We start from the raw sequence: 22,547 nt of genomic DNA, 5'->3' as shown, positions 1-22,547 counted from the left end.
TACATAGTCCATATAAAACTGATCAAGCTATGCGTTTGCTGATAAAATCAGGTTAATTGGCTAACTGCTGGTCCACATAAGTGGTCATCAACTGGAATACCTCATCAATGTTCAAATTTGAACTATCGATAATGTAAGCATCATCGGCAGGCTTGAGTGGAGCGACAGTGCGTTCCATATCTCGTTTATCACGCGCGATGATATTAGCTAAAATATCGTTTATTTTAACATCCAGCCCCATACCCTGCAACTGCTTTACACGTCTTTGCGCGCGCGATTCAGCCGATGCAGTCAAATATATTTTAGCCTGAGCTTGCGGGAAGATACTTGTAGCCATATCGCGGCCATCTGCCACCAAACCAGGTGCCTGTGCAAAAGCATGTTGACGTGAAACCATTGCCCTTCTAAGCTCAGGAATTGCAGCAACTTTTGAAGCAAATTCTCCGACGCGTTCAGTTCGAATAGTCTGGGAAACATCTTCGCCATCCAAGTACACCTGCACTCCGGTTTCGCTACTGACAAACTGGATATCCAGATTTGTTGCGATTTGTACGCATTCTGGCAACTTAATGTCCATTGAATCCAGTAAATCATGGTGATGCAATGACAAACCCAAAAGCCGGTAGAGCGCGCCAGAATCCAATAAGTGAAACTGATAATGTGCAGCCAGTTTTGCTGCCAACGTGCCTTTGCCAGACCCACTTGGACCATCAATGGTAATAATTTGAACTGTCATTGCTTTCCCGTTGTTGTTTAAACAGATTTTGCGAGTTTCGTCAGGCCTAGTTTAATCGCTGCCTGTAACTGTGCAAGAATTAATTTACTCACAAAAGGCGCACGCGCCTGTAATTCAATCGTATAGGTGACCAGGGTTTTATCATCGGCCAGCGCTTCAAATTCGATAATCCCCAGATGATGCTTGATCAATGGATTTTTAATAATCTGATATTCAATACGAGCATTCGGCTCAAACAATGTAATCTGTTCTTTCAGCGGCTTGAGCGGCCCCACCCCCATAGCACGCACCGAACCTAGTCCATCCGGATGTTCAGCATCTGCAGAATCCTTGATTCGTTGCACCTGCATCGGCGCAAAGGCAATATTATAGGTGGCATGCTTAGACATTAAATCAAAGACTTTATCAATCGATGCCGGAAATTCTTTTTTTACTTGAATGCTATGCATTATTTTTCCTGAAATTATAGATTCGAAACTAAGGAATTTTAGCGATAAAGTAGATTTATTTCTGCGTATTTAATAATTTTTCTTGTAACCTGAGTTGCCGCTTCTGCTCACGACGCAACTTGAAAAATGCACTAAGCTGTTCGGAGCATTGCTGCTGCATGCAGCCTGCTTCAAAGGAAAATACATGATTATAATAGCCAGTTTCAAATAATTGACGTGCACTGACCAGTGAACCCGCTTTCGCTTCAAATGCGCCAAATACTACCCGTGAAACCCGTGAATGCACCAAAGCACCAACACACATGGTGCACGGCTCAAGGGTTACATACAGCACTGCATCGTCAGGTAGTCGATAATTCTGGATATTTTGACAGGCATCACGCAGCGCCACAATCTCGGCATGCGCGGTCGGATCATTTAAGGAAATCGGCGCATTAAAGCCCTGACCAATGATCTGATTCTGACTAACAATAATCGCACCCACCGGAATTTCGCCCTGTGCGGCAGCAAGTGCAGCCTGCGCATAGGCAAGCTGCATCCAGTATTCATCGCTCAATTGTGTTTCGGACATGTAAGACTTAAATCACACCATACTGTTTTAACAAGGCATTCCAGCTTTCAATATTGGTCACCGGAGGGTTTGCAGACAAAATACCTTTTAAGCTCATATTTGCACCCTTTTTCCATGCAGGAGAAAGGTCTTTATCCACCAGACGCGCGCGTACCCCCTCAACGAAATCATGATGACGGATTTTCCAGTCAGAAATCTGGGTTTCCAGTTCAAAAATTTCATTCCAGGAATGTACCTGTTTACCCCATTGCCAGAGCAACCAGGTCAATGCAGCTGTAGTTGGTGAACCTTTTTGCAGATTTTCACTGGCTTGACGCAACCAGTCACTGCGCGCATCACTCAGACCGATAATCGATTCATAATCATGCTCGAAGTTGACACCACGACAAACACTATGAATCACATCCAGAGAGTTTTGCAGTGGTCCTGGCCCTACCGGACGATGCATACTATTTAAAGTGTCATCAATGGCACGGAAGTCACCTGCAGGATAATGATCCCAGTCGATATTAATCACTTTATCTAAAACTGAATCACGCTGTGCATCACAAATATGTGTTGCCCAGCCAATCCCATAAGCACCTGCAGCGGTCATGATTGAACCGGTCAAGCCGGTAAATAAACCAATCGCGCCCCGATCGGCCAGGAAGCGAGTTGCACCCACATCGGGATATAAACCGATATTGATTTCAGGCATCGCCAAACGCGAATACGGCGTCACTAAACGGAAAGGTGCCGCCATAAACAGACCAAGGCCCCCACCCATCACATAACCTTCACCCCAGACCAAAACCGGTTTGGCATAATTATGCAATAACAGATCCAGCGCATATTCCTGTTCAAAAAACTTATTGGCAGCCGCCACTTCATCGTTAATGACCAGTTGACGTAATTTACGCACATCGCCGCCGGCACAGAATGCTTTCGGTGTGGTTGAATCTAACCAGATCGCTTTTACGCTGTCATCCGTATGAAAATCCTGAAATACTTCCAAAAGTGCAGAAGCAATCGATTCATCCAGAGCATGCAAAGACTTTGGACGATTTAAACGAACGATACGCCAGCCATTATGCGCTTCTTCAACGATCAAATCCGGATGATAAGTTTTAGTAAGGGGAGAATATGTCATGCGTCCAGCTGCCAATCTATAGGCTCAATGCCATGTTGTTTGAGATAGTTATTCGATTTTGAAAATACTTTACAACCAAAAAAACCACCACGGTTTGCGGCCAAAGGCGATGGATGTGCGGCCTTTAACACAAGATGCTTGTCCTGATTGATGCGCTGTCCTTTACGCTGTGCGTATGCGCCCCAAAGAATAAAGACAATATGTTCACGCTGCTCATTTAAAACATCAATGACGTGATCGGTGAATTCTTCCCAACCGCGCTTTTGATGCGAAGTCGGCTGACCTGCCTCTACGGTCAGTACTGCATTTAACAGAAGCACACCCTGCTCCGCCCAATGCGTCAAGTCACCATGCTTTGGTCGTTCAACCCCGACATCCGCATGTAACTCGTGGAAAATATTACGCAAAGATGGCGGCAATGCAACCCCTTTTTGCACCGAAAAGCTTAATCCATGCGCCTGATTCGGGCCATGATAAGGATCTTGCCCTAAAATGACTACTTTAACCCGATCGAGCGGCGTGGTATTCAAGGCATTGAAAATCAGATGATTGGGAGGATAAATTGTTTTATCTGCTTTTTTTTCTTCAACCAGAAAAGCTTTTAATTCGTCCATTTTCGGACTGAGTAAAAACTCACTCAATCCATATTTCCAGCTTTCATCCAACTGAACCTTATTCAGTTTGGCCAGTTGCTGTTCATTTAAAGACATTCTTCAATCCTAAATCTATGTCAATGGATTTCAAGTCACGCAGACTTTAAATCTGTACCTGTAAATCTACAGTCGGGTTATGAAATGCTGTGCCCTGTTTCAGCTTGTTCAACATGTCCGGATCGGTCCATTCAGCTTGCACCTGTTCAGAAAACTCAATTTGATCCAGACTCAGAATGCCCATCTGTTCATTTTGAATATCTTCTAAAAAGCTTTGTGCATAACCGGTATCGGTTTCATGCATAATCACAGAATAGACTTCGACATCACCTTCGCCATTTTGAGTCACGGTCGATGCCAGCACTTGTTGCGCCAGAAAGAAAAAGATACGTGAAAACTGCTCTGCCGATGGTGATACCGGTAACGACACCCACCGCGCACTGAAAGTTTTGCAAGCCTGAATATATTCCGGGTCGTCATTTTGCCAGAAACAGATCGCATGATCGAAAGAATCAAAGAAATCCTTAATCACACCTTTAAGCAGACCAAAGTCATAGACCATCTGCCCATGATCTAACTTCGAGGCTTTTAACAGTAGCTCGACTTTATAACTATGGCCATGGATTGAACGCTTACAGCGATCTGACGTGCAGTTACGCACAATATGAGCATTCTCAAACTTAAATAACTTACGAATTAACATATGCCGTAATGTCGTCAAAAAATAGGTGAATTGATTTTGATTATAAAGCAAAACTACAGCTTTGAGGATTAATTTTGCTGTTCAGCCTGATAGGGAAAAGGGATCAAGCTGCTGTTCAGATTTAGACTGACGGTATAACTGAATAAGCCCTGACTAAAAGGGTTCCATACTGCGATAAGCCACATATACCTGTTTGTCCTGACGAACCAGATCACTACTGAACTGGCGCTTGCGTTCACTCAAGACCACTTCGATCTGAGCTTTAAAATAATTGGATTGCACTCCGAGCAGGCTATTAAACAGATTACGCTTGGCAGCATCGACTTGCGCAAACGGTTCGAGTGACCATAACTCAGACACATTAGAAAAGTGTTCCAAATTGGCCTGTCGCTGATCCAGCAATTGCTGTACCGCATTCACATCCAGTTTTTCATCCATACTGGCTAAAAGAAAAGCAGATGCTGTATTAATATTGACCGGACTTTCCTGCATCGGTGCAGCACTCAGATAAGGTGCTATCAGTTTGTACTTATTTTCTTCAAAACCACGTACCAGCTTTAATTCCTCTACGCTATGAAATTTTGCATTCGGTGGTAAAGCGGCATTCGGTAAGCCTTGATAATAATTAGATTCGGCACCCATACCTCCACTCACCAGCTCGTTTTCATCCTGCCAGTCAATTACGGCTTCACTGAGCTGCGCTGGCAAACCTGCACGTTTTAAAATCAGCTCGAACCATGCTTTGGCATTTTCATTGACGCTATCTTCAGCAGTGATCAGGCTATTTAAATTAAACTTGCCCGATTCATCCTGGATGATTCCGGAAACATAGCCGTCATCGACCGGAAAAGCCGGCATCGGCTGCGCCCAGGTTTCCTGTAGATGATCAACCTCTGCGGCATTTTCAGCATCATCCACCAGTAATTCAGAAAAAAAGGCTTCGGCACTTTTGGCATACATCAGCGACTGATTTTGCCGCATCAGATAGGCGGTACTTTCAGCAGTTGCAGCCTGACGCTGGGCAATCGTGGCTGCCAGAATAGTCGCCAATGCCACCATCACCAGAATGGTAATCAGTGCAATGCCCTGCTGCTGCTTCAGCCTCTGTTTATTCATTTTCATTTTTTATGATTCTTAGCCGGGTTGACCTGTATTCTGATTATCAAGCAAAAAGTCCGTATTTAATAAACTAAACAGCCACTCATAGCTGACGCCATTCACGGTTAAATTGATTTTAATGCCTTTGGGCAAGCGCTGTTTCTGCTCTAGCTGATTTAAATCCATAGAAGAATCAGGCCACTGTGTGAGTTCATTTGGATTCAGCACCACAACCTGAAATTGCTCAACGTCCGATAATAAAATACTGGATTCAGGTTGATCACGACCGGTCTGATTCAGGTTGCGATATTTCAGTCGATACAGTTTTTGTTCATCGGCCCGATACTGATATTCAATGCGTTCATCTGGCGAAATACCCTCCTCCAGAGGATCAGTCACGCCAGTTTTACTAAAATTAAAACGGCCATTTTGCAAAACCAGAGCCGGTTGAATATCACTATTGATATTGGCCGTTAAAGGGACTGCCTGTACCGTATCCCGTAAAATTTGCTGATAGGTTTCCTGTAGCTGACCTAGACGCTGTTCATGTACTGCATTTTGATCTTTGGTTTTGACAATATAATCAAAAACTTTCCAGCCCAAAGCAGACAGTACCGCAAAGATTGCAATGGCAACCAATAATTCGACCAGGGTAAATCCTTTAGGCTTCATGGCGTATTGTTCATGCGATGATTAAAGAACATCAAGCTGCTGATCCCGGATGCAACTTGACCAGTCTCCTGATTGACCAGACTGACCTGTAGTTCAATACGCTGCACATTGGGACTGATCGTCGGTTCACTGCGCTTGTCAATTTGCCAGGTTTCGCCTTGCTGGGTCAGCTGTTTGGAGGCCGTACCATCCATCCATTGCTGATTGATTTCCATTTGAGCCACTTCGTTCAGGGCAACAAACTGTGCTTTGGTGCGCAGAATGGCATTCGAGGTTGACTGGGTATATTGCATCGCGACTTTGGTCAGCGTCATGGCTGCGGTGGCGAAAATTGCCAGTGCAACCATAACTTCCAGCAAGGTAAAGCCTGAGCTGCGATGAGTGAAATGCTGTTTCACCGCTGCGCAAGACGAAGAGCTCTGCTCGAAGTGCCCACAATGCAATCGATCAGCACTCGATTTAAATGGTTTGATCAGCCTGGAGCACACACTTTGCTTGAAAGATCTAGATTTCATTGATTTTACCCAGATGATCCACCTCAATCGCAGAGCCGACTTCGCGATCTTCTAAAAAGAACTGAATCCGTACCGGCTTGACCTCACCATTCCCCAGCCAGATCAATTGAGGAGAATTCACCTGCGTCAGATCACGATTTTGCGCACGGGCATAACGCTGTTGTTCTAGCCCCTGAATCCGAAAAGACACATGATCCGGCAGCTTACGTAATTTAAATTCTGTATAACTCTGCCATTTTTCATTTTGCAGGTTCTGTTCAGTCTGCGCTGCTGAACGATATTCTACAATCCCATAACGAAATGGCGAGACATCGGTCGCGGGTTGCATATCAAGCGCCAGTATTCTGGACTGGTCATTCGCCTCACGCATGACCCGCTGCAAGTCTAATAACAAAATCTCGCGTGCCTGCATGGCCTTACGCTGATCGACACCACTGGTATTCAGCAATACCAGTGAGGCCATGATTCCCATAATCACAATCACCACCATCAATTCGATGAGGGTAAAGCCACGAACTGCGCTGTGAGATGATCTGATCATACTAAGCTCTAACCTTAGGCAAACTGCTCGGCAGAATGCACCTGCTTTGGCAAAGCCAGTGCTTGATCGATATAGGCCACGCGCAAGGTATCGCGTGAACCCAGATAACGCTGATAAAAACTGGAATTGAGAATTGCAGCGGCGCCATGGGTCAGTGACCAGATCGACGCCAGATAGTCACGCACCGACATGCGGCTATGAATTGAAACCAGATAAGTTTCTGTCATGCGGATGATCAGGCGTAAACGCTGTTTGCGTACCTGATACAGTTCACTGAATAGATGCTGAATTCCCACGCCAGTCGTTGACAGACGTTCTTCAATCTGATGGAACAGCACCGTACGTTCTGGATGATGTAAATGGTGCAACATAAAGAAGGCCAGATGTTCAGGAAAAGCTTTATCACTATCTTGAATCATTTCCAGCAACATGCGCTCATTACGGATAATCAGCAACATATACAGTTCATCTTTACTCTGAAAATGTTTATAGAGTGTCCCTTTGGCCAGATCAAGTTCAGCAGCAAGCGCATCTAGCGTCATTCCTGCTTCACCATTTTCCAGCAGGAGCTGCTCTGCGACTTGAAAAATCAAGGTTTCTCTTGCTCGAAACTGAGCCTGACGATCCATCTTCACCCTATAAACTCTCTTGTACTTTATATAACTTTATTTACTTTAAATTTAGAAGATTTTCAAAGTTCTGCTTTGTGATAGAAGCCATTTCTTCTAGCGACTTATCATATACATCACAAAGCGCTTTGGCTACATAAGGAACGTATTTAGGTTCGTTAGATTTACCACGATATGGCATCGGCGCAAGATAAGGACTATCGGTTTCAATCAGTACACGATCCAGCGGAACCTGTTTGGCCACATCACGCAGATCCTGGGCATTTTTAAACGAGATAATCCCGGAAAATGAGACATAATAACCGCAGTCTAAAACCGCTTTGGCAGTTTCCCAATCTTCAGTAAAGCAATGCAAGATGCCATGCGTGGATTTTTCCGCACGGATAATATCCACGGTATCATGCTTGGCAGCACGGGTATGTACCACCACCGGTTTCTTGGTCATTTGCGAAGCATGGATATGACGGGCAAAGCAGGCTTTTTGTTCTTCGACAAAATCTGTACTGTGATAATAATCCAGACCGGTTTCACCGAGTGCCCAGACTTTTTCAGGCTGTGCCAGCTCGACCAGATATTCGGTCGTGGCACGCGCCATGGTCGCAGCATCTTCGCAAGGATGTACCCCAACGGTATAACCGACATCCGGGTGACGCGCGGCAATTTTCGCCAGCGCGATATGATCATCCAGATCGACCGAGATACTCATGAACCTGGATACACCCGCTTCACGGGCCTGTGCGAGTGCCTGATCCAGATCACCGTTATACGGCGTTAAATCCAGCATCGTTAAATGACAATGGGTATCTACAAACACAATGCGTTCCTACCACAGCTAAATGAACTACATAGTGTAACTTTTACGCCCTTCAGATTTAAGACCTGCAACCAGACGATCTGCTTCATTTTTGAAATAAACACCCTTTTCACCGCTTAACTGGATGCCAAAGCCTTGTGGCTTGATGCCATTCTGCTTTTGCGAGACCCAGATCACTTTACCGGTTAAAGGAATTTTCTGGGTCTGTTCAGGCAAAGTGGTCAATACAAAAACTTCTTCACCCAGCTTGACCGGCTGCTTGGACGGAATAAACAGTCCACCACCCCATACATAAGGCATATAGCTGGCAAACAGTGTTTCAATATCAGGAATATTGGCCTGAATAATACCGCCCATACGTGGTTGCATGTGATTTCCCCTTAATTAAAGATTCATCAGCTTGATAAACAGCTCATCGATCACCAGATTGCTTTGAACATTCTGCTCGAGATATTGCTTGGAACGCTGAAAATCTTCATAAATTTTAAAAAGTGCTGCTAATGAATATTGTTCGGCAAGCACATTAAACTCAAGATCAATGTTTTTCACCGTTTGATTGAGCTTGACACAAATTAAATCGGACAACAAGTATTCAAACATGGGAGCAAATTCACCAAAGCTCAGGCTTTTGTTCCATTTGGTCGCAATTGCAAGCGGCATATTTTTTTGCATCACCAGTTTTTGCCAGTCTTGCAGGAATTCCTGACGCAGTGGCAGCCATGAACTTTGTGCAACCTCGAGTGCTTGTAAGGGCATCTGATTGGACAGGTTCATCAATAACTGTTGCTGGCTAGAACCTGCATCCGGCAACTGTGCCTGAACATAATCACTAAATTGTTCTGCGGAAATCCGGTCTAAGGCAAAATGCTGCAAGCGACTCCGTATCGTTGCAGGCAATTTTAAATAATGATCTGCCAGCAAAATAATGACCGTATTGTCACCGGGTTCTTCCAGCGTTTTCAATAAAGCATTGGCAGAGGAGATATTTAAGGCTTCCGCAGGCTCAATTACAATCACTCGCCAGCCATCGACGGTCTGCTGCACAAAAGGCAACAGATCACGAATCTTTTCAATCTTGATTTTGGCATTCTGTTTTTTATTGTCTTCGTCGGTGCTGATATGCACATAATTGGGATGCGTGTCGGCCTTGAGCCATTGGCAACTGCCACATTCACCACATGCACCAGAAGACTGCCGATTCAGACACAAGACCCAAGCCAGAAACTGCTGGCTAAATGCTTCCTTACCACAGCCTTTTTTGCCATAAAACAATAAACCATGCCCAAGCTTGGGAAAACGTCCGGTCAGCGTTTCCCAAACCTGCTGCTGCCATGGATAAATCTGTGCATTGACATCAAAAGGCATGTGTTCAACTCTTCTTAAGCAAAATGAGAAAGATCCATTTGATTCAATCGATCCAGATCTTCTTGAGTATCCACACCCGGTGGCAAATTGGCTTCAGCCACGGCAATCGCAATACGGTGACCATTTTCCAGTACCCGCAATTGCTCTAGGGATTCCAGTTTTTCCAGAACCCCCATCTCCCAGGTGACATATTCTTGAAGCAGTTTCACCCGGTAAGCATATAAACCTAAATGACGATAGGCCTGATTATGCAGTTTTGCTTCAGCCAGCTTGGCGCCATCACGGTCATAAGGAATGGTGGCACGGCTAAAATACAAAGCTTGATTATGTTTGGACATCACCACTTTGACAATGCTGTCACGCTTAAATTCGTCTAGTTGATGAATCGGCTCACATAGCGTCGACATCGAAGAATCCGGTTGATCTTCTAGAAGTTGTGCCACCTGCTTCACCAGTTGTGCCGGCAATAAAGGCTCATCACCCTGCACATTGACAATAATATCGTGACTGTCCCAGCCTTTGATTCGCGCTACTTCACTGAGGCGGTCTGTCCCGGAAGGATGATCCGCCGAAGTCATCACCACATCAACACCTTCGGCACGGCAAACCTCAGCAATACGCTGATCATCGGTCGCCACACACAAATCATCAAAACCTTGTACTTTTTTGGCTTGATCCACCACACGTAAAATCATGGAACGACCATGAATGTCCAGCAAGGGTTTACCCGGCAAACGTGAACTGGCAAAACGTGCAGGAATAACAATGTGTTTCATACTGAATAAGCCTTAAGAAATTTGAATACCGTATTGTTGTAACTGTTGCTGCAAGACCGTATAGCAGACTGGCGATAATACTGCATCGACTGGCACCACCCAGATATCCTGCTTAAAGTCGGGATATTGTTTCAGTAATGCCATAATCTTGACTGCGTCTTTTTCCGTGGTAATGATCGGATTGGCATCATCAAACTGTAGATCTTCAATGTCATAATCATGATGATCGGGAAATTCATGACACTGGAATTGTTCTATGCCCAGATTTTTCAGGGTCTGATAAAAGCGCTGCGGAAAACCGATTCCCACCACGGCATAAAAAGCCGATTGAGGATCGAAGATTTTATTGTTGTCTTGATTGAGTAGATAAGGCTGTGATGCAGCCAGATGCATATATAGCTCAGAACTTGGACTTGCCGAATGCTCAATTACCGTTCCTGTTTCCAAGCGTGTCACCGGTTCACGCAGATAGCCTTCCGGAAGCAGTTTTTGGTTGCCCAGACCGCGATTATTGTCCAGTACAATCCATTCAATCTGACGATTTAAAGCCCAGTGCTGCAAACCATCATCACAAATAATCAGATCCAACTGATGTTTTTGCAGTAACAGTTCAATACTTTTTTGCCGGTTTGGCCCTACGGCCATCGGCACGCCCGTCGCCTGTACAATCAAGGCAGGCTCATCACCGACGACCTCAGGCAAGGTATTAAAATCCACATAAGCCGGAAATGGACCTTTGCCGCCATAACCACGACTAATCACCCCAACTTTTACACCTTGTTGAGTTAAATAATCAACCAGATGAATCAGTAAAGGGGTTTTACCACTACCACCGACAGTGATATTGCCAATCACCATGACCGGAATCGGAGCACTATAGCTTGTCTTGATCCCTTTCTGGTACAGCCAGCGATTGCTGACAAAACCTAAACGATACAAGCATGACAAAGGACGCAGCACCACCAGCCACTTTGCCTGTGCATTCCAAGCATCCTGAATGATTTGCGCCAATGCCATAACTTATTGTTCCTCAAAATTACGTTGATGCAGCTGATAATAAGCCCCATGCAATGCAATCAGTTCTGCATGAGTCCCTTGCTCGACAATACACCCCTGATCCATGACCACAATACGATCCGCATTTTCAATCGTCGATAAACGGTGTGCAATCACAATGGTTGTACGATCTTGCATGGCCTGATCAAAGGCACGCTGAATAAAGTATTCGGATTCATTATCCAGGGCACTGGTTGCTTCATCCAGAATCAGAATAGAGGCATTTTTCAAAATCGCACGTGCAATCGCGATGCGCTGACGCTGACCACCAGACAGATTTAAACCTTGAGCACCCAGTTGGGTATCATAACCTTTTGGCAGAGCCATAATAAAATCATGTGCATAAGCGGCTTTTGCTGCTGCAATAATATCTTCATCAGTCGCACCTTCGAGCTGACCATAGGCAATATTTTCCCGCACAGTCCGATTAAACAGCACCACTTGCTGATTCACCATCGCAATCTGGGTACGCAAGGCAGTCAGCTCAAAGTCTTCAATCGGTTTCTGATCCAGTAGAAGCTGACCTGACGTTGTATCCTGATAACGCACCAGCAGATTCACCAGCGAGCTTTTACCGGCCCCAGAACGACCGACCAGCGCCACTGTTTCACCGGCCTTCACCTTTAAATTAAAATCATGAATGGCATGATGACCATCATCATAAATCAGGTTGACATCTTTAAATTCAATGTCGCCTTTTAAGCTATCAGTCAACGTCCCGGTATTTTTTTCTTCAGGCATATCCAGCAATTCAAATACTGAATGTGCTGCGGCCATACCCCGTTGAATCTTTTCATTGATATCCGTCAAGGCTTTGATTGGTCTTGCCAGCATCCCCGCCGCAGTAATATAAGCGACAAATTCACCTGCAGAGGTATCACCCAGAATTTGCGGACGCAAGGCAATAAACATCACGATACTCAGTGAAATCGACATGATCAACTGAACCACAGGACTATTCAACTGTTGTACAGCGACCATTTTCAAGCCACGACGCAAGTTTTCCAGCGAGTTCTGTTTAAAGCGTTCCTGCTCGTAGTTTTGTCCACCAAAGCCCTTGACGATCAGGTTGGCATTCACCGTTTCCTGCACCACATGGTTCACATCACCCATGGTGTCTTGTACTTGCTGCGATAATTTACGCATCCGTCTAGCCGCCTTACTGATCACAAAGCCAATAACGGGTGCAAAAATCAGGATACACATGGTCAGACGCCAGTTGCTATATAGCAGATAGCCTAATAGCGCAATCGTAATCAAACCTTGTTGCAACAGGGTTCTTAACGCTTCTGTTGAGGCAGCGGTCAGTTGTTCCACGTTATACATGATCTTGGCAGTAATATGCCCGCTGGTATTGTCCAGATAATACTGAGACGGTAAACGCAGCAGTTTTGCAAAAACTTCCTGACGGATATTGAACACCAGATTACGGGAAATCACCGCAGTAAAATACCCCCCCATGAATAATCCCAGCCCACGAAAGAACATCAGGACAACCACTAAAAACGGGAAAAGCGAAGTGAAACTCTGGTCTTTGTCTTGAATGGCCTCAATAATATATTCCAGTAATTTAGCCACAGAAACTTCTGTAGCCGCATTAATAGAAAAACCGAGCAGGACAAGCAATCCGATGCCCCAAAAGGGTTTTAAATAACTTAAAAGGCGAAGATAGACCTTAAAATCGTGCTTCACTAATAACCTCGGGTAGGTACTTTGGTACTGATATTAATATTGACAAAGCCGAGCTGCCCGGCCACATCCATAACGCGAATCACGTCCTGATGGCTGGCTTTCGCGTCAGCGGCAATGACGAACATTAAATCACGGCGTTCATTAGAAATCTGTTTAATTGCAGTATTTAAATCTGCGACTTCTTTACTGGCCAAGGATTGACCATTGACTGCATAATGACCATTGGCATCCACAATCACTTCAACTTTCTGATCATAACTTTTAGGCGGAACACCCTGCGCATCTGGTAAGGTCAAGTTCATACGGCTCATTTGGCTAAATGTTGTCGATAACAGTAAAAAGACCAGAATAAACAGCAGACAATCAATCATAGGGGTCAGATTAATATGCACATCTTCAACCTGGTTGCGTTTGAATTTCATCATCCGCCTCCTAGCTGGCTTTTTGCATATCTTGGTCTATATCTGCAATATTGCGATAAAAAAGATCCGCATGAAACAAGGTCGCCTGCTGTTCAAGCTCCGCCACATATTCCTGAACCAGTCGCTGGAAGTAACGATGGGCAAAAAGTGCCGGAATCGCAATCAGCATCCCGGCTGCTGTGGTAATCAAGGCTTTGGAAATACCTGGCATCATCAATACCGGATCACTCCCAGTCCCCACATCGATCATCAGAAAAGATTCGATAATCCCAAGCACAGTCCCCAACAAACCCAGCAATGGCGCCACAGCACTTAAGGTTCCCAGAAAGTTAATATTCTTTTCCAGATAACCAATTTCCTGCGATGCCATCACTTCCATTTGTGCACGGGCATACTGTTCGCCCTGCGGCTTGCTGGCATAGCCTGCTGCAAATACCCGGCCTAAAGTACTGTGCTTCAATTCTGTACTTTGTTGAATTTTTTGCATGACTTGTGATGCATTTTGCACTGGACTCATCAGAAGTGTAGACGGAAGTACCGCCTTCCTCTTCAGGCGAATCAGGCGCTCGATCGAAATCGCCAACATAAAGATAGAACACAAGACCAGTGGCAGCATGAGCCAGCCACCCGCTTTAACCAATTCCCACATCTAATTTATTCCCCAATAAAAAAAATATATAAATTATTCATCTTCTAAAATAGAAAGAATGCCATCCAGCTCTTCTAAAGAATGATAACTAATGACTAATTTTCCTTTACCTTGTTTGTTATAGTCAATTTTCACATCAGCACTGAAACGCTCTGAAAGGCGCTGGGTCAATTGCTGAATATCCGGTGCAAGCGCTTGTTTTACTTTTTCTTGTTTAGGTGCATTAAAATCACGGACTAACTGCTCGGTTTGACGAACAGACAAGCTTTTTTCAATCACGATATCAGCGACTTTGAGCTGGTCTTTTGCCTTCAGCGTTAGAATCGCACGCGCATGCCCCATATCCAGCAGGCCTTGCTGCATAAAGTCTTTCACTTCTTCAGCCAGACTGAGCAGGCGAAGTAAATTACTGACCGTAGTACGTGCCTTGCCGACTGTGTCTGCAATTTCCTGATGGCTTAGACCAAATTCCTCATGGAAACGTTGCAGAGCCATGGCCTGATCAATCGGATTCAGATCCTGACGTTGGATGTTTTCAATCAGAGCCAATGCAATCGCGACCTGATCCTGAAGTTCGCGCACAATCGCAGGAATTTCAGTCAGACCTGCCAACTGCGCTGCACGCCAACGACGTTCACCGGCAATAATTTCATAAGGATAGCGTTCGTCATCGACCGGACGAATCACAATCGGCTGCATAATGCCGTGTTTTTCAATCGATGCCGCCAGCTCTTGCAAGTCTTGCTCGTTGATATAACGGCGCGGCTGGTATTCACCACGCTTGAGCAGGTTCACATCAATCTGTTTGAGCTGACCATGATCAAGACCTTGGGCTTCCATCTGTAATTTTTCTTTTTGAATTGAGCCTAGCAAGGCATCCAAGCCACGACCTTTAGCGAGTCCACGTTTCTTGACGGTCATGCTTTACTTCCTTTTTTCACTTTGCTTTTCTTTAATACTTCAGCTGCCAGATTTAAGTAAGCAACTGCACCCTTTGAGCTTTTTTCAAAATAAATCACCGGCAAACCGTGTGCTGGTGCTTCAGCCAGACGAATATTGCGTGGAATCACGGTGTCATACAGTTTTTTACCGAAATATTGTTCTAATTCTTCAGAGACATCACGGGTCAAGGCATTACGCGCATCATACATGGTACGTAATACACCGACTATTTGCAGGTCTGGATTCAATGCTTGCTGAATCCGATCGATGGTCTGGGTCAAATCAGCCAGACCTTCCAGTGCATAATATTCACACTGCATCGGAATCAGCACACCATCAACCGCTGCCAAAGCATTCACTGTAATCAGGCTCAGACTTGGCGCACAATCAACAATAATATAATCAAATGACTTTTCGACTTCTTGCAATGCATCACGCAGGATGAATTCACGTCCTTCTTGATCTGCAATTGCCAGCTCAACCCCAGCCAGATCACGGTTGGCACCCAGAACCTTATAACCGACCTCTGCCTTGGCGATCGCCGTTTCAATCGGCACTTCACCCAGCAATACATCGGTGACCGAATAGAGCAAGTCATTCTTTTGAATGCCCGACCCCATGGTTGCATTGCCTTGCGAATCCATATCGACCAGCAAAACGCGCTTTTTTAACACAGCTAAAGATGCCGCCAAATTTACTGCGGTTGTGGTTTTACCAACACCACCTTTTTGGTTTGCAATCGCAATAATTTGTGCCATGTTGCCCCCAATCCCTTTAAAATTCTTAAATACGTTTTAATAGCAGTAAATGACGCTGTTCGTCTAAGCGCGGAACTTTAAGTTCAATAATCTCACAACTAAATTCATTTTTTAAAGCAGTGACTTCATCTTCAGGAATTAAGCCTTTCATTGAGGCAATAATGGTCTGTTCATGCATATACGGTTTAGAGGCATCCACAAAGTCAGTCAGAGATGCAAACGCACGACTGGTAATCACATCAAATTGACCCAGCTCGTTAATGCTGTCTTCATTTTCTACACGCGTTTGCACCGCAATGACATTTTTAAGTTTCAGATCGGCAATAAACTGCTTCAGGAAACGAATTTTTTTACCGTTTGAATCGAGTAATACACATTCACGCTCGGGCTGACATAAAGCAATGATCATGCCCGGCATACCGCCACCCGTACCGATATCGAGCAGACGGCCCGCTGGCAGATCTTTTAGAATGCTGAGACTGTCCAGCAGATGCTTGACCAGCATTTCTTTCGGATCACGGATCGCAGTTAAATTATATGCTTTGTTCCACAGCACCAAAGCGTCCTGATACTTGAGTAATAAATTCAAAGCTTCTTCAGATAGCTCTAAACCCAAAGCCTGGCTACCCTGCTTTAGTTCTTGAAAAAACATGTGCATAAACAATCTACGCTCGAAAAAGTTAGGTGGAAGTATACCGTTTTCTATATCTTGTCATAGTAGGCAGTGCTTAGTGAATATTCACTTAAACAGACTTAGCTTCACGGATTGCCAAATCCAGTGCCGTTAAACGTTCAGGCGTACCGACATCTACCCAAATACCTGCCAGTTTAGAGGCAACCACTTGATGATTCAGCATCGCTGCCTTTAATAAAGGTGCCAAAGGACGCTTTCCAGCCTCTAAGCCTTCAAACATTTTTGGACTGATGACGGATACACCGCTAAAAGTCAGGTTTTCACCCTCGACCTGTTGATCGAAGGTATAAGCCTTCCCTTCTGCAAGGGTGAAATCACCCTCTGGATGTTGCTCCGGATTTTCGACCAACACCAGATGTGCCAAATTATCGTTCAGATCAACATCTAATAAAGGTGCAAAATCCATTGTGGTCCAGACATCACCATTTAATAGGATAAAAGGCTGATTACCCAAAAGCGGCAAAGCATGAATGATCCCGCCTGCCGTTTCCAGACCTTCACCTTCATGTGACCACAGAATTTTTACGCCAAACTGTGAGCCATCGCCCAGGGCTTGTGCCAGTTTTTCACCGAGCCATGCAGTATTGATCACGATTTCAGTGACGCCAATCGCAGCCAGTTTCTCGATATGCCAGACAATCAGCGGCTTGCCACCGACTTCAAGCAAAGGCTTTGGGGTATGCAGCGTTAAAGGCCGCATACGATTACCGAGGCCTGCGGCTAAAATCATCGCTTTCATTTAGGCAGCCACCTCATATGAACCATATTTTGCTTCAAAAGCCGGCATCACTTTTTCATGCATAAACTGCATAAAAGGTTGTAATTCTGGATAAGGTTTAGATTCTTCTAATAAATACCACATCACCCGTGGTAAATCTTTTAAATAACCAGACTTACCATCACGTTCAAACAGACGCACAAAAATACCCAGAATTTTGATATGACGTTGAATCGCCATCATATCGGCATCTTTCTTGAATTGCTCAAAATCACGGTCTTCTTTGGCTGAGGCTGGCAATAAATTATAAAAGGCTTCAAACCAGTGATACACGCGATCTGCATTCCACTGTACATAAGCATCACGGGTAATCGAGATCAGATCGTAGGTATCCGCACCAATCACCGCATCCTGAAAATCAATCACCCCGAGTTCGGTTTCATTGTCAATTTTCATCAGATTACGGCTATGAAAATCACGATGCACAATCACTTGTGGCTGCGCCAGCGCTGCATTGGCCAGAATCGCAAAGCTACGCTTGATCAAGGCACTTTCTGATTCAGTCGGCTGGATCTTTAAGGCTGGCAACATCCAGTCAGTCAGCAACTGCATTTCCGAGATCAGTTTTTCATAAGAGTATTCCGGAAAATGTCCTTCTCCAGCAATTGATTGCAGTTGAATCAGCTGCTTAAAGCTTTGCTCATAATAAGCATCCACTGTCTCTTCATTCAGCAGATTGGAAAGCAGGACATCGCCAAAATCTTCGAGCAGCAAAAAACCATTTTCCAGATCTTTGGCGACAATATGCGGAACACGCACGCCATGCGCATCAAAAAATTCATCAATCGTCACAAAAGGCACACAATCTTCTTTTTCTGGTGGTGCATCCATCAGCATAAATGTTTTATTATTCAGTTTGATTCGTGCATAACGACGGAAGCTGGCATCACCTGCTAAAAAATGAGTTTCAAATTGATCTGAACCGAGTACAGAGGCAATCCAAGATTGTATCAATTGTTCGCGTTGTGTATTCATTTGCAATTAATTCTAATACAGGCTGAGTTTTTAAAGTGCTAAGTGTAGCTACTTATCAACTTTTTCTCTATGATGCGACAATAATTAATTGCGATAAAAGCATGATTGGTTAATGAGACAAATGAAGCATCACTTTAAAATCAACCCTCTAGCGACTGCGATCTTAACCCTTTTATGTGGCAGCTCAGCCTCAAGCTATGCTGCATCAACTGTCTCATCCGATGTAAATGCAGAACAACTCAAACAGCGCATTAATGAGACCTATTCAGGTGAAGCCTTCTTTTCACAATACTATGTCGATAAATCCTCGGCTGAAGCGCAGCAACGCCAGGGACAGTATTTAAGTTCGGCTTATTGTGAAGGTGCCTGGGTTACCCCGATCGCCCCAGATGCAGCGACTATTGCGCCAGACCAAGCCACCTCAACCATTACCGCCGATTATGGACATTACAATCCGGCGGGTGACTCCTATCTGGAAGGCAATGTGGTTATTGATCAGCAAGGTCGTCAAATCCGTGCCGAACGAGTGACCATTGATCAGACCCAGACCTATGCCAAAGCAGCAGGTCAGGTACAGTTAGCACAAGGCGGTCTGATCTCACAAAGTGATGATATTAACTATAATTTAAAAACCCAACAGGGCGATTTAAACAACAGTTTCTATATTGCAGAGCAGCAACATGCCCACGGTCGTGCAGAAAAGATTGCCAAAACATCGACTGATACCATAGAACTGGAAAATGCCACTTACTCTACCTGCCCGCCTGAGCAAAAGCCGACCTGGAAAATACAGGCAGAAAAGATCAAGCTGAATCAGGAAACCGGACGCGGTGAAACCCGCAATACCAAACTGTATGTCAAAGACGTTCCGGTATTGGCAATCCCTTATTTCAACTTCCCGATTGATGACCGCCGTACTACTGGCATTCTAACGCCAACTTTTGGTTTTACCAATGATGGCGGACTTGAACTCGGTGTTCCTGTTTATCTGAATTTGGCTCCACAGTACGATGCTACCCTCACTCCGCGCTATATTGGTGATCGTGGTGCCATGCTAGATGGCGAGTTCCGTTATCTGACAGAAAATTATGGTGAAGGTCGTATCTGGGGTGGCTATCTACCTTCGGATGAAAGTTATGATAATGAGGATCGTAAAAGCTTACATTACTTGCATAATTGGCAGATCAACGATCAGTTCTCGACCAATCTGGAATATAACTACGCCTCAGACAAAGATTACTTTGCCGACCTGGACAATAACCCGAACTCAAAAACTGACTTGAACCTGCGCCGCGCCTGGGAAGTCAATTATAAAAATGGTATTCCCGGCTTAAAGGCACAATTCAAAGTCGAAGATTTCCAGACACTCGATCCCACTGTACTGGATGAAGATCGTCCTTATGCACGTTTGCCGCAGCTTTTAGTCAATTATAAAACTGGCAATCCACTCGGATTACAGCTTGAGTTTAATAACGATACTGCTTATTTCCAGAAAGACCTGAGAAATTTTGCTGATATCCCTCAAAATGATGACAAGATTTATCAACCAAGTGGCACCCGCATCTATAACGACTTTTCGGTGCGTTATAATCACTATAACCCGTGGTCGTTTTTTATTCCGGAAGCATCTGTACGCAACATCAATACCTTCTATGATGAGAAAACCCGAGACCGTGGTGGTTCTAGTGAAAGCCAGTCCATAGTGGTGCCACAATTCACGCTGGACACCGGCTTAATTTTCGAAAAAGAAGGCACCTATTTACAGACCTTAACGCCTCGTCTGTTCTATGCCTATTCACCTTATGAAAACCAGCAGAATCAACCTAACTTTGATTCAGTCGTTGCTTCGATTAATTATGATCAGCTTTTCAGTGCGCGTCGCTTCTATGGTAACGACCGCTTGGAAGACAATAACTTTGCCTCTTTAGGCCTGAGTTATAGCCTGTTTAATGAAGAAGGTCTGGAACGCCTACGCGCGAGTGTCGGTCAAAGTTTCTTCTTTGAAGATCGCCGTGTCACACTGGAACAGGATGCAGACAAATTTGACCGTGAAAGCCATACAGGGCCTGTCATTCAGCTCACCAGCCAGCTATCGAATAATGTCCATGTCAATTTAAACTCCAGCTGGATGTCGAATGGTCAGAATGCGCAGCGTGATGTGCAGGTTTATTATACTGGCGATCAGGGCAATCTATACAACGTCGGCTATTTCTATCGTAAAGACATTCCGAACCGTCAAGACCGTTATGATCATATCGTCGGCTCCTTTATTCAGCCGCTTGCCAACAACTGGCGTCTGGTAGGACATGCGCAGTTTGACCTCGACAATAGTGTCGCACGAGAATATTTACTTGGGGTCAACTATGAGTCATGCTGTTGGGGAGTTTCTGTATATGGTCGTTCATATTACAATGACTTAGACGACGTTAATGATTCAAACGTCAAAGCCAAACGCGCTATTATGGCCGAGGTCAGCCTGAAAGGCTTAGGTGGGTTAAGCAGCAAACTCACCTCATTACTAGAAAATCGCATTCTAGGTTTTAACAATATCAATCAAACTTGGACAGAACGTTAATGAAGACAAAACAGTTAAAACAAATTTTTAAAGCGACTGCACTTGCGCTATGCCTTTCTTCAGCGATGACGACGTTTGCTGTTGCCCAACCTAAAGATGAAGTTGTAGCTGTGGTCGACAATAGTATCATTCTGCGTAGTGATCTGGCTCAAGGTGTGGCCGAGATTTCTCATCAGCTGCAAAAGCAAAATCAGACAGTTCCACCCCAACAATTTCTTGAGCAACAAGCCTTAGAGCAGCTCATTATTCGTCAAGCACAACTTGAACAAGTTAAACGCTACAATATTCGTCCCGATGAAAAATCCCTGAATGATGCAGTACTGAAAGTTGCACGCGATTCGGGCTCAACCAGTCTGGAAGCTTTCCAGCAAAAACTGGATGCCATGGCGCCAAATACCTATGCTTCTTTACGCAACCGTATTGCGGAAGATTTAGCGCTGAATCGTTTACGTCAACAAGTCGTGACTTCACGGATTCAAATCACAGACCAGGATGTTAAAAACTTCCTAAATACCCCGCAAGGTCAGGCTTTACTCGGCAGTCAGGTACATGTGCTGCATTTACGTGTAAGCGGCGAAAATGCTGAACAGATTGCTACACAGGTAAAGCAAGAGCTGAATAACAGCAATGATATTCAGGCAATCAGCAAAAAATACAGCACTGGCGGCATTAAAGTCGAAGCTGCTGACATGGGCGTGAGAAGCCTGTCAGAAATTCCGGCAGAACTGACTGCACGTGTCACGACCCTACAGCCAGGTCAAACCTCTGAACTCATTCCGGTTGCTGATGGGGTACATGTACTCAAGCTACTAGAACGTAAAGGTGGCGAACAAAAAGCCCTGGTTCCTCAATACTTGACCCGTCACATCCTGATTCAACCCTCTGAAGTAGTCAGTCCGGAAAATGCCAAACAGATGATTGACAGTTTATATAGCCGCCTGCAACAAGGCGAAGATTTTACTGTTTTAGCTTCAACTTTCTCCAATGATACCGGTTCAGCACGTGATGGTGGCAGTCTTGGCTGGGTAAGCCCTGGGGTAATGGTGCCTGAATTTGAACAACAGATGAAAAGCACCCCAGTGGGTCAGTTCAGTAAACCGTTTCAATCCCAGTTTGGCTGGCATATCCTGCAAGTCAGCGAAACACGTCAACAGGATATGACAGAGGAATATCAAGAACGTATGGCCCGTCAATTACTTGGTGAACGACAGTTTGATGCCGAGCTGGACAGCTGGTTACGTGAAACACGCAGCAATGCCTATGTAGAAATTAAAGATCCACAACTGGATCCTAAACGTAATCGTTAAGCCCAGATCCATTTTAAAAAGCCAGCGCTAGATTGCTGGCTTTTTAATTTT

Annotated in this window: 26 protein-coding genes; 2 read left to right on the top strand and 24 right to left on the bottom strand. The window is 44.8% G+C overall.

Features of this window, described 5'->3' with window-relative positions; all coding sequences use genetic code 11:
* Positions 1–52: 52 nt before the first annotated feature.
* The 24 genes from cmk to FTV48_RS03015 form a co-directional block, all read right to left on the bottom strand.
* Complete coding sequence (gene cmk, locus FTV48_RS03130; RefSeq protein ID WP_100535282.1) at positions 53–736, bottom strand: (d)CMP kinase; 684 nt, start codon at positions 734–736, stop codon at positions 53–55.
* A 17-nt stretch (positions 737–753) separates the two neighbouring features.
* The gene (locus FTV48_RS03125; protein WP_179999365.1) at positions 754–1,185 is read right to left on the bottom strand and encodes an SRPBCC family protein; all 432 of its coding nucleotides are present in this window, start codon (positions 1,183–1,185) and stop codon (positions 754–756) included.
* A gap of 55 nt (positions 1,186–1,240) precedes the next feature.
* Positions 1,241–1,756, bottom strand: a complete 516-nt coding sequence (gene tadA / locus FTV48_RS03120; RefSeq protein WP_005097317.1) for a tRNA adenosine(34) deaminase TadA — start codon at positions 1,754–1,756, stop codon at positions 1,241–1,243.
* Positions 1,757–1,763: 7 nt separating this feature from the next.
* Positions 1,764–2,885 (bottom strand): enoyl-CoA hydratase/isomerase family protein, encoded by a 1,122-nt coding sequence (locus FTV48_RS03115; protein WP_100535281.1) that lies wholly within the window; start codon positions 2,883–2,885, stop codon positions 1,764–1,766.
* Positions 2,882–3,595 (bottom strand): uracil-DNA glycosylase, encoded by a 714-nt coding sequence (ung, locus tag FTV48_RS03110; RefSeq protein ID WP_005097319.1) that lies wholly within the window; start codon positions 3,593–3,595, stop codon positions 2,882–2,884. Before ung ends, FTV48_RS03115 begins: the two co-directional genes overlap by 4 nt.
* 46 nt (positions 3,596–3,641) lie before the next feature.
* Positions 3,642–4,238, bottom strand: a complete 597-nt coding sequence (locus FTV48_RS03105; RefSeq protein ID WP_005097321.1) for a 6-carboxytetrahydropterin synthase — start codon at positions 4,236–4,238, stop codon at positions 3,642–3,644.
* Between the two features lie 153 nt (positions 4,239–4,391).
* Positions 4,392–5,360: a type II secretion system minor pseudopilin GspK gene (gene gspK, locus FTV48_RS03100; protein WP_005097322.1), complete on the bottom strand. Its 969-nt coding sequence runs from the start codon at positions 5,358–5,360 to the stop codon at positions 4,392–4,394.
* Between the two features lie 12 nt (positions 5,361–5,372).
* On the bottom strand, positions 5,373–6,008 hold the full coding sequence (gene gspJ, locus FTV48_RS03095; protein ID WP_005170411.1) for a type II secretion system minor pseudopilin GspJ: 636 nt from the start codon (positions 6,006–6,008) through the stop codon (positions 5,373–5,375).
* Positions 6,005–6,406, bottom strand: a complete 402-nt coding sequence (gene gspI / locus FTV48_RS03090) for a type II secretion system minor pseudopilin GspI (protein WP_252721253.1) — start codon at positions 6,404–6,406, stop codon at positions 6,005–6,007. The genes gspJ and gspI overlap by 4 nt, the downstream gene beginning before the upstream one ends.
* A 106-nt stretch (positions 6,407–6,512) precedes the next feature.
* Positions 6,513–7,064, bottom strand: coding sequence for a type II secretion system protein (locus tag FTV48_RS03085; RefSeq protein ID WP_100329620.1), 552 nt, complete (start codon positions 7,062–7,064; stop codon positions 6,513–6,515).
* Positions 7,065–7,078: 14 nt separating this feature from the next.
* Entirely contained in the window at positions 7,079–7,693 is a 615-nt protein-coding gene (locus FTV48_RS03080; protein WP_100355372.1) for a TetR/AcrR family transcriptional regulator, read from the bottom strand.
* A 40-nt stretch (positions 7,694–7,733) separates the two neighbouring features.
* Positions 7,734–8,507 carry a TatD family hydrolase gene (locus FTV48_RS03075; protein ID WP_074383252.1) on the bottom strand — a complete coding sequence of 258 codons (774 nt, stop codon included), beginning with the start codon at positions 8,505–8,507 and terminating at the stop codon, positions 7,734–7,736.
* Positions 8,508–8,534: 27 nt separating this feature from the next.
* On the bottom strand, positions 8,535–8,876 hold the full coding sequence (locus FTV48_RS03070; RefSeq protein WP_005170399.1) for a PilZ domain-containing protein: 342 nt from the start codon (positions 8,874–8,876) through the stop codon (positions 8,535–8,537).
* 15 nt (positions 8,877–8,891) lie between these two features.
* The gene (locus FTV48_RS03065) at positions 8,892–9,872 is read right to left on the bottom strand and encodes a DNA polymerase III subunit delta' C-terminal domain-containing protein (protein ID WP_179999363.1); all 981 of its coding nucleotides are present in this window, start codon (positions 9,870–9,872) and stop codon (positions 8,892–8,894) included.
* A gap of 14 nt (positions 9,873–9,886) precedes the next feature.
* Positions 9,887–10,648, bottom strand: a complete 762-nt coding sequence (gene kdsB, locus FTV48_RS03060; protein ID WP_179999361.1) for a 3-deoxy-manno-octulosonate cytidylyltransferase — start codon at positions 10,646–10,648, stop codon at positions 9,887–9,889.
* A gap of 12 nt (positions 10,649–10,660) precedes the next feature.
* Complete coding sequence (lpxK, locus tag FTV48_RS03055; protein ID WP_179999359.1) at positions 10,661–11,665, bottom strand: tetraacyldisaccharide 4'-kinase; 1,005 nt, start codon at positions 11,663–11,665, stop codon at positions 10,661–10,663.
* 3 nt (positions 11,666–11,668) lie between these two features.
* Entirely contained in the window at positions 11,669–13,396 is a 1,728-nt protein-coding gene (gene msbA, locus FTV48_RS03050) for a lipid A export permease/ATP-binding protein MsbA (protein ID WP_179999357.1), read from the bottom strand.
* Positions 13,396–13,818 (bottom strand): biopolymer transporter ExbD, encoded by a 423-nt coding sequence (locus FTV48_RS03045; protein WP_004278885.1) that lies wholly within the window; start codon positions 13,816–13,818, stop codon positions 13,396–13,398. The genes msbA and FTV48_RS03045 overlap by 1 nt, the downstream gene beginning before the upstream one ends.
* A 10-nt stretch (positions 13,819–13,828) precedes the next feature.
* Entirely contained in the window at positions 13,829–14,467 is a 639-nt protein-coding gene (locus FTV48_RS03040; RefSeq protein WP_005097334.1) for a MotA/TolQ/ExbB proton channel family protein, read from the bottom strand.
* A gap of 33 nt (positions 14,468–14,500) precedes the next feature.
* Positions 14,501–15,388 carry a ParB/RepB/Spo0J family partition protein gene (locus tag FTV48_RS03035; protein ID WP_005097335.1) on the bottom strand — a complete coding sequence of 296 codons (888 nt, stop codon included), beginning with the start codon at positions 15,386–15,388 and terminating at the stop codon, positions 14,501–14,503.
* Complete coding sequence (locus FTV48_RS03030) at positions 15,385–16,167, bottom strand: ParA family protein (RefSeq protein ID WP_005170377.1); 783 nt, start codon at positions 16,165–16,167, stop codon at positions 15,385–15,387. Before FTV48_RS03030 ends, FTV48_RS03035 begins: the two co-directional genes overlap by 4 nt.
* A gap of 25 nt (positions 16,168–16,192) precedes the next feature.
* Positions 16,193–16,825 (bottom strand): 16S rRNA (guanine(527)-N(7))-methyltransferase RsmG, encoded by a 633-nt coding sequence (gene rsmG, locus FTV48_RS03025; protein ID WP_005097338.1) that lies wholly within the window; start codon positions 16,823–16,825, stop codon positions 16,193–16,195.
* 85 nt (positions 16,826–16,910) lie between these two features.
* Entirely contained in the window at positions 16,911–17,600 is a 690-nt protein-coding gene (gene murU, locus FTV48_RS03020; RefSeq protein WP_005170373.1) for an N-acetylmuramate alpha-1-phosphate uridylyltransferase MurU, read from the bottom strand.
* Positions 17,601–18,614: an aminoglycoside phosphotransferase family protein gene (locus tag FTV48_RS03015; RefSeq protein ID WP_179999355.1), complete on the bottom strand. Its 1,014-nt coding sequence runs from the start codon at positions 18,612–18,614 to the stop codon at positions 17,601–17,603.
* 121 nt (positions 18,615–18,735) lie between these two features.
* Between FTV48_RS03015 and FTV48_RS03010 the strand changes: the two genes are divergently transcribed.
* Positions 18,736–21,189: an LPS-assembly protein LptD gene (locus FTV48_RS03010; RefSeq protein WP_179999414.1), complete on the top strand. Its 2,454-nt coding sequence runs from the start codon at positions 18,736–18,738 to the stop codon at positions 21,187–21,189.
* Positions 21,189–22,496: a peptidylprolyl isomerase gene (locus FTV48_RS03005; protein ID WP_179999353.1), complete on the top strand. Its 1,308-nt coding sequence runs from the start codon at positions 21,189–21,191 to the stop codon at positions 22,494–22,496. Before FTV48_RS03010 ends, FTV48_RS03005 begins: the two co-directional genes overlap by 1 nt.
* Positions 22,497–22,547: the final 51 nt, after the last annotated feature.

Source organism: Acinetobacter sp. YH18001 (assembly GCF_013416975.1).
Taxonomy (GTDB): domain Bacteria; phylum Pseudomonadota; class Gammaproteobacteria; order Pseudomonadales; family Moraxellaceae; genus Acinetobacter; species Acinetobacter pseudolwoffii.
Note: the sequence above shows the minus strand (reverse complement) of the source record. Positions and strands in the feature narration are given on the sequence as shown.

What these genes read in the sequence shown, in the direction of transcription:
- cmk (WP_100535282.1), bottom strand. Translation starts at nt 736, where the DNA reads ATGACAGTTCAAATTATTACCATTGATGGTCCAAGTGGGTCTGGCAAA.
- FTV48_RS03125 (WP_179999365.1), bottom strand. Translation starts at nt 1,185, where the DNA reads ATGCATAGCATTCAAGTAAAAAAAGAATTTCCGGCATCGATTGATAAA.
- tadA (WP_005097317.1), bottom strand. Translation starts at nt 1,756, where the DNA reads ATGTCCGAAACACAATTGAGCGATGAATACTGGATGCAGCTTGCCTAT.
- FTV48_RS03115 (WP_100535281.1), bottom strand. Translation starts at nt 2,885, where the DNA reads ATGACATATTCTCCCCTTACTAAAACTTATCATCCGGATTTGATCGTT.
- ung (WP_005097319.1), bottom strand. Translation starts at nt 3,595, where the DNA reads ATGTCTTTAAATGAACAGCAACTGGCCAAACTGAATAAGGTTCAGTTG.
- FTV48_RS03105 (WP_005097321.1), bottom strand. Translation starts at nt 4,238, where the DNA reads ATGTTAATTCGTAAGTTATTTAAGTTTGAGAATGCTCATATTGTGCGT.
- gspK (WP_005097322.1), bottom strand. Translation starts at nt 5,360, where the DNA reads ATGAAAATGAATAAACAGAGGCTGAAGCAGCAGCAGGGCATTGCACTG.
- gspJ (WP_005170411.1), bottom strand. Translation starts at nt 6,008, where the DNA reads ATGAAGCCTAAAGGATTTACCCTGGTCGAATTATTGGTTGCCATTGCA.
- FTV48_RS03085 (WP_100329620.1), bottom strand. Translation starts at nt 7,064, where the DNA reads ATGATCAGATCATCTCACAGCGCAGTTCGTGGCTTTACCCTCATCGAA.
- FTV48_RS03080 (WP_100355372.1), bottom strand. Translation starts at nt 7,693, where the DNA reads ATGGATCGTCAGGCTCAGTTTCGAGCAAGAGAAACCTTGATTTTTCAA.
- FTV48_RS03070 (WP_005170399.1), bottom strand. Translation starts at nt 8,876, where the DNA reads ATGCAACCACGTATGGGCGGTATTATTCAGGCCAATATTCCTGATATT.
- FTV48_RS03065 (WP_179999363.1), bottom strand. Translation starts at nt 9,872, where the DNA reads ATGCCTTTTGATGTCAATGCACAGATTTATCCATGGCAGCAGCAGGTT.
- kdsB (WP_179999361.1), bottom strand. Translation starts at nt 10,648, where the DNA reads ATGAAACACATTGTTATTCCTGCACGTTTTGCCAGTTCACGTTTGCCG.
- lpxK (WP_179999359.1), bottom strand. Translation starts at nt 11,665, where the DNA reads ATGGCATTGGCGCAAATCATTCAGGATGCTTGGAATGCACAGGCAAAG.
- FTV48_RS03045 (WP_004278885.1), bottom strand. Translation starts at nt 13,818, where the DNA reads ATGAAATTCAAACGCAACCAGGTTGAAGATGTGCATATTAATCTGACC.
- FTV48_RS03040 (WP_005097334.1), bottom strand. Translation starts at nt 14,467, where the DNA reads ATGTGGGAATTGGTTAAAGCGGGTGGCTGGCTCATGCTGCCACTGGTC.
- FTV48_RS03035 (WP_005097335.1), bottom strand. Translation starts at nt 15,388, where the DNA reads ATGACCGTCAAGAAACGTGGACTCGCTAAAGGTCGTGGCTTGGATGCC.
- FTV48_RS03030 (WP_005170377.1), bottom strand. Translation starts at nt 16,167, where the DNA reads ATGGCACAAATTATTGCGATTGCAAACCAAAAAGGTGGTGTTGGTAAA.
- rsmG (WP_005097338.1), bottom strand. Translation starts at nt 16,825, where the DNA reads ATGCACATGTTTTTTCAAGAACTAAAGCAGGGTAGCCAGGCTTTGGGT.
- murU (WP_005170373.1), bottom strand. Translation starts at nt 17,600, where the DNA reads ATGAAAGCGATGATTTTAGCCGCAGGCCTCGGTAATCGTATGCGGCCT.
- FTV48_RS03015 (WP_179999355.1), bottom strand. Translation starts at nt 18,614, where the DNA reads ATGAATACACAACGCGAACAATTGATACAATCTTGGATTGCCTCTGTA.
- FTV48_RS03010 (WP_179999414.1), top strand. Translation starts at nt 18,736, where the DNA reads ATGAAGCATCACTTTAAAATCAACCCTCTAGCGACTGCGATCTTAACC.
- FTV48_RS03005 (WP_179999353.1), top strand. Translation starts at nt 21,189, where the DNA reads ATGAAGACAAAACAGTTAAAACAAATTTTTAAAGCGACTGCACTTGCG.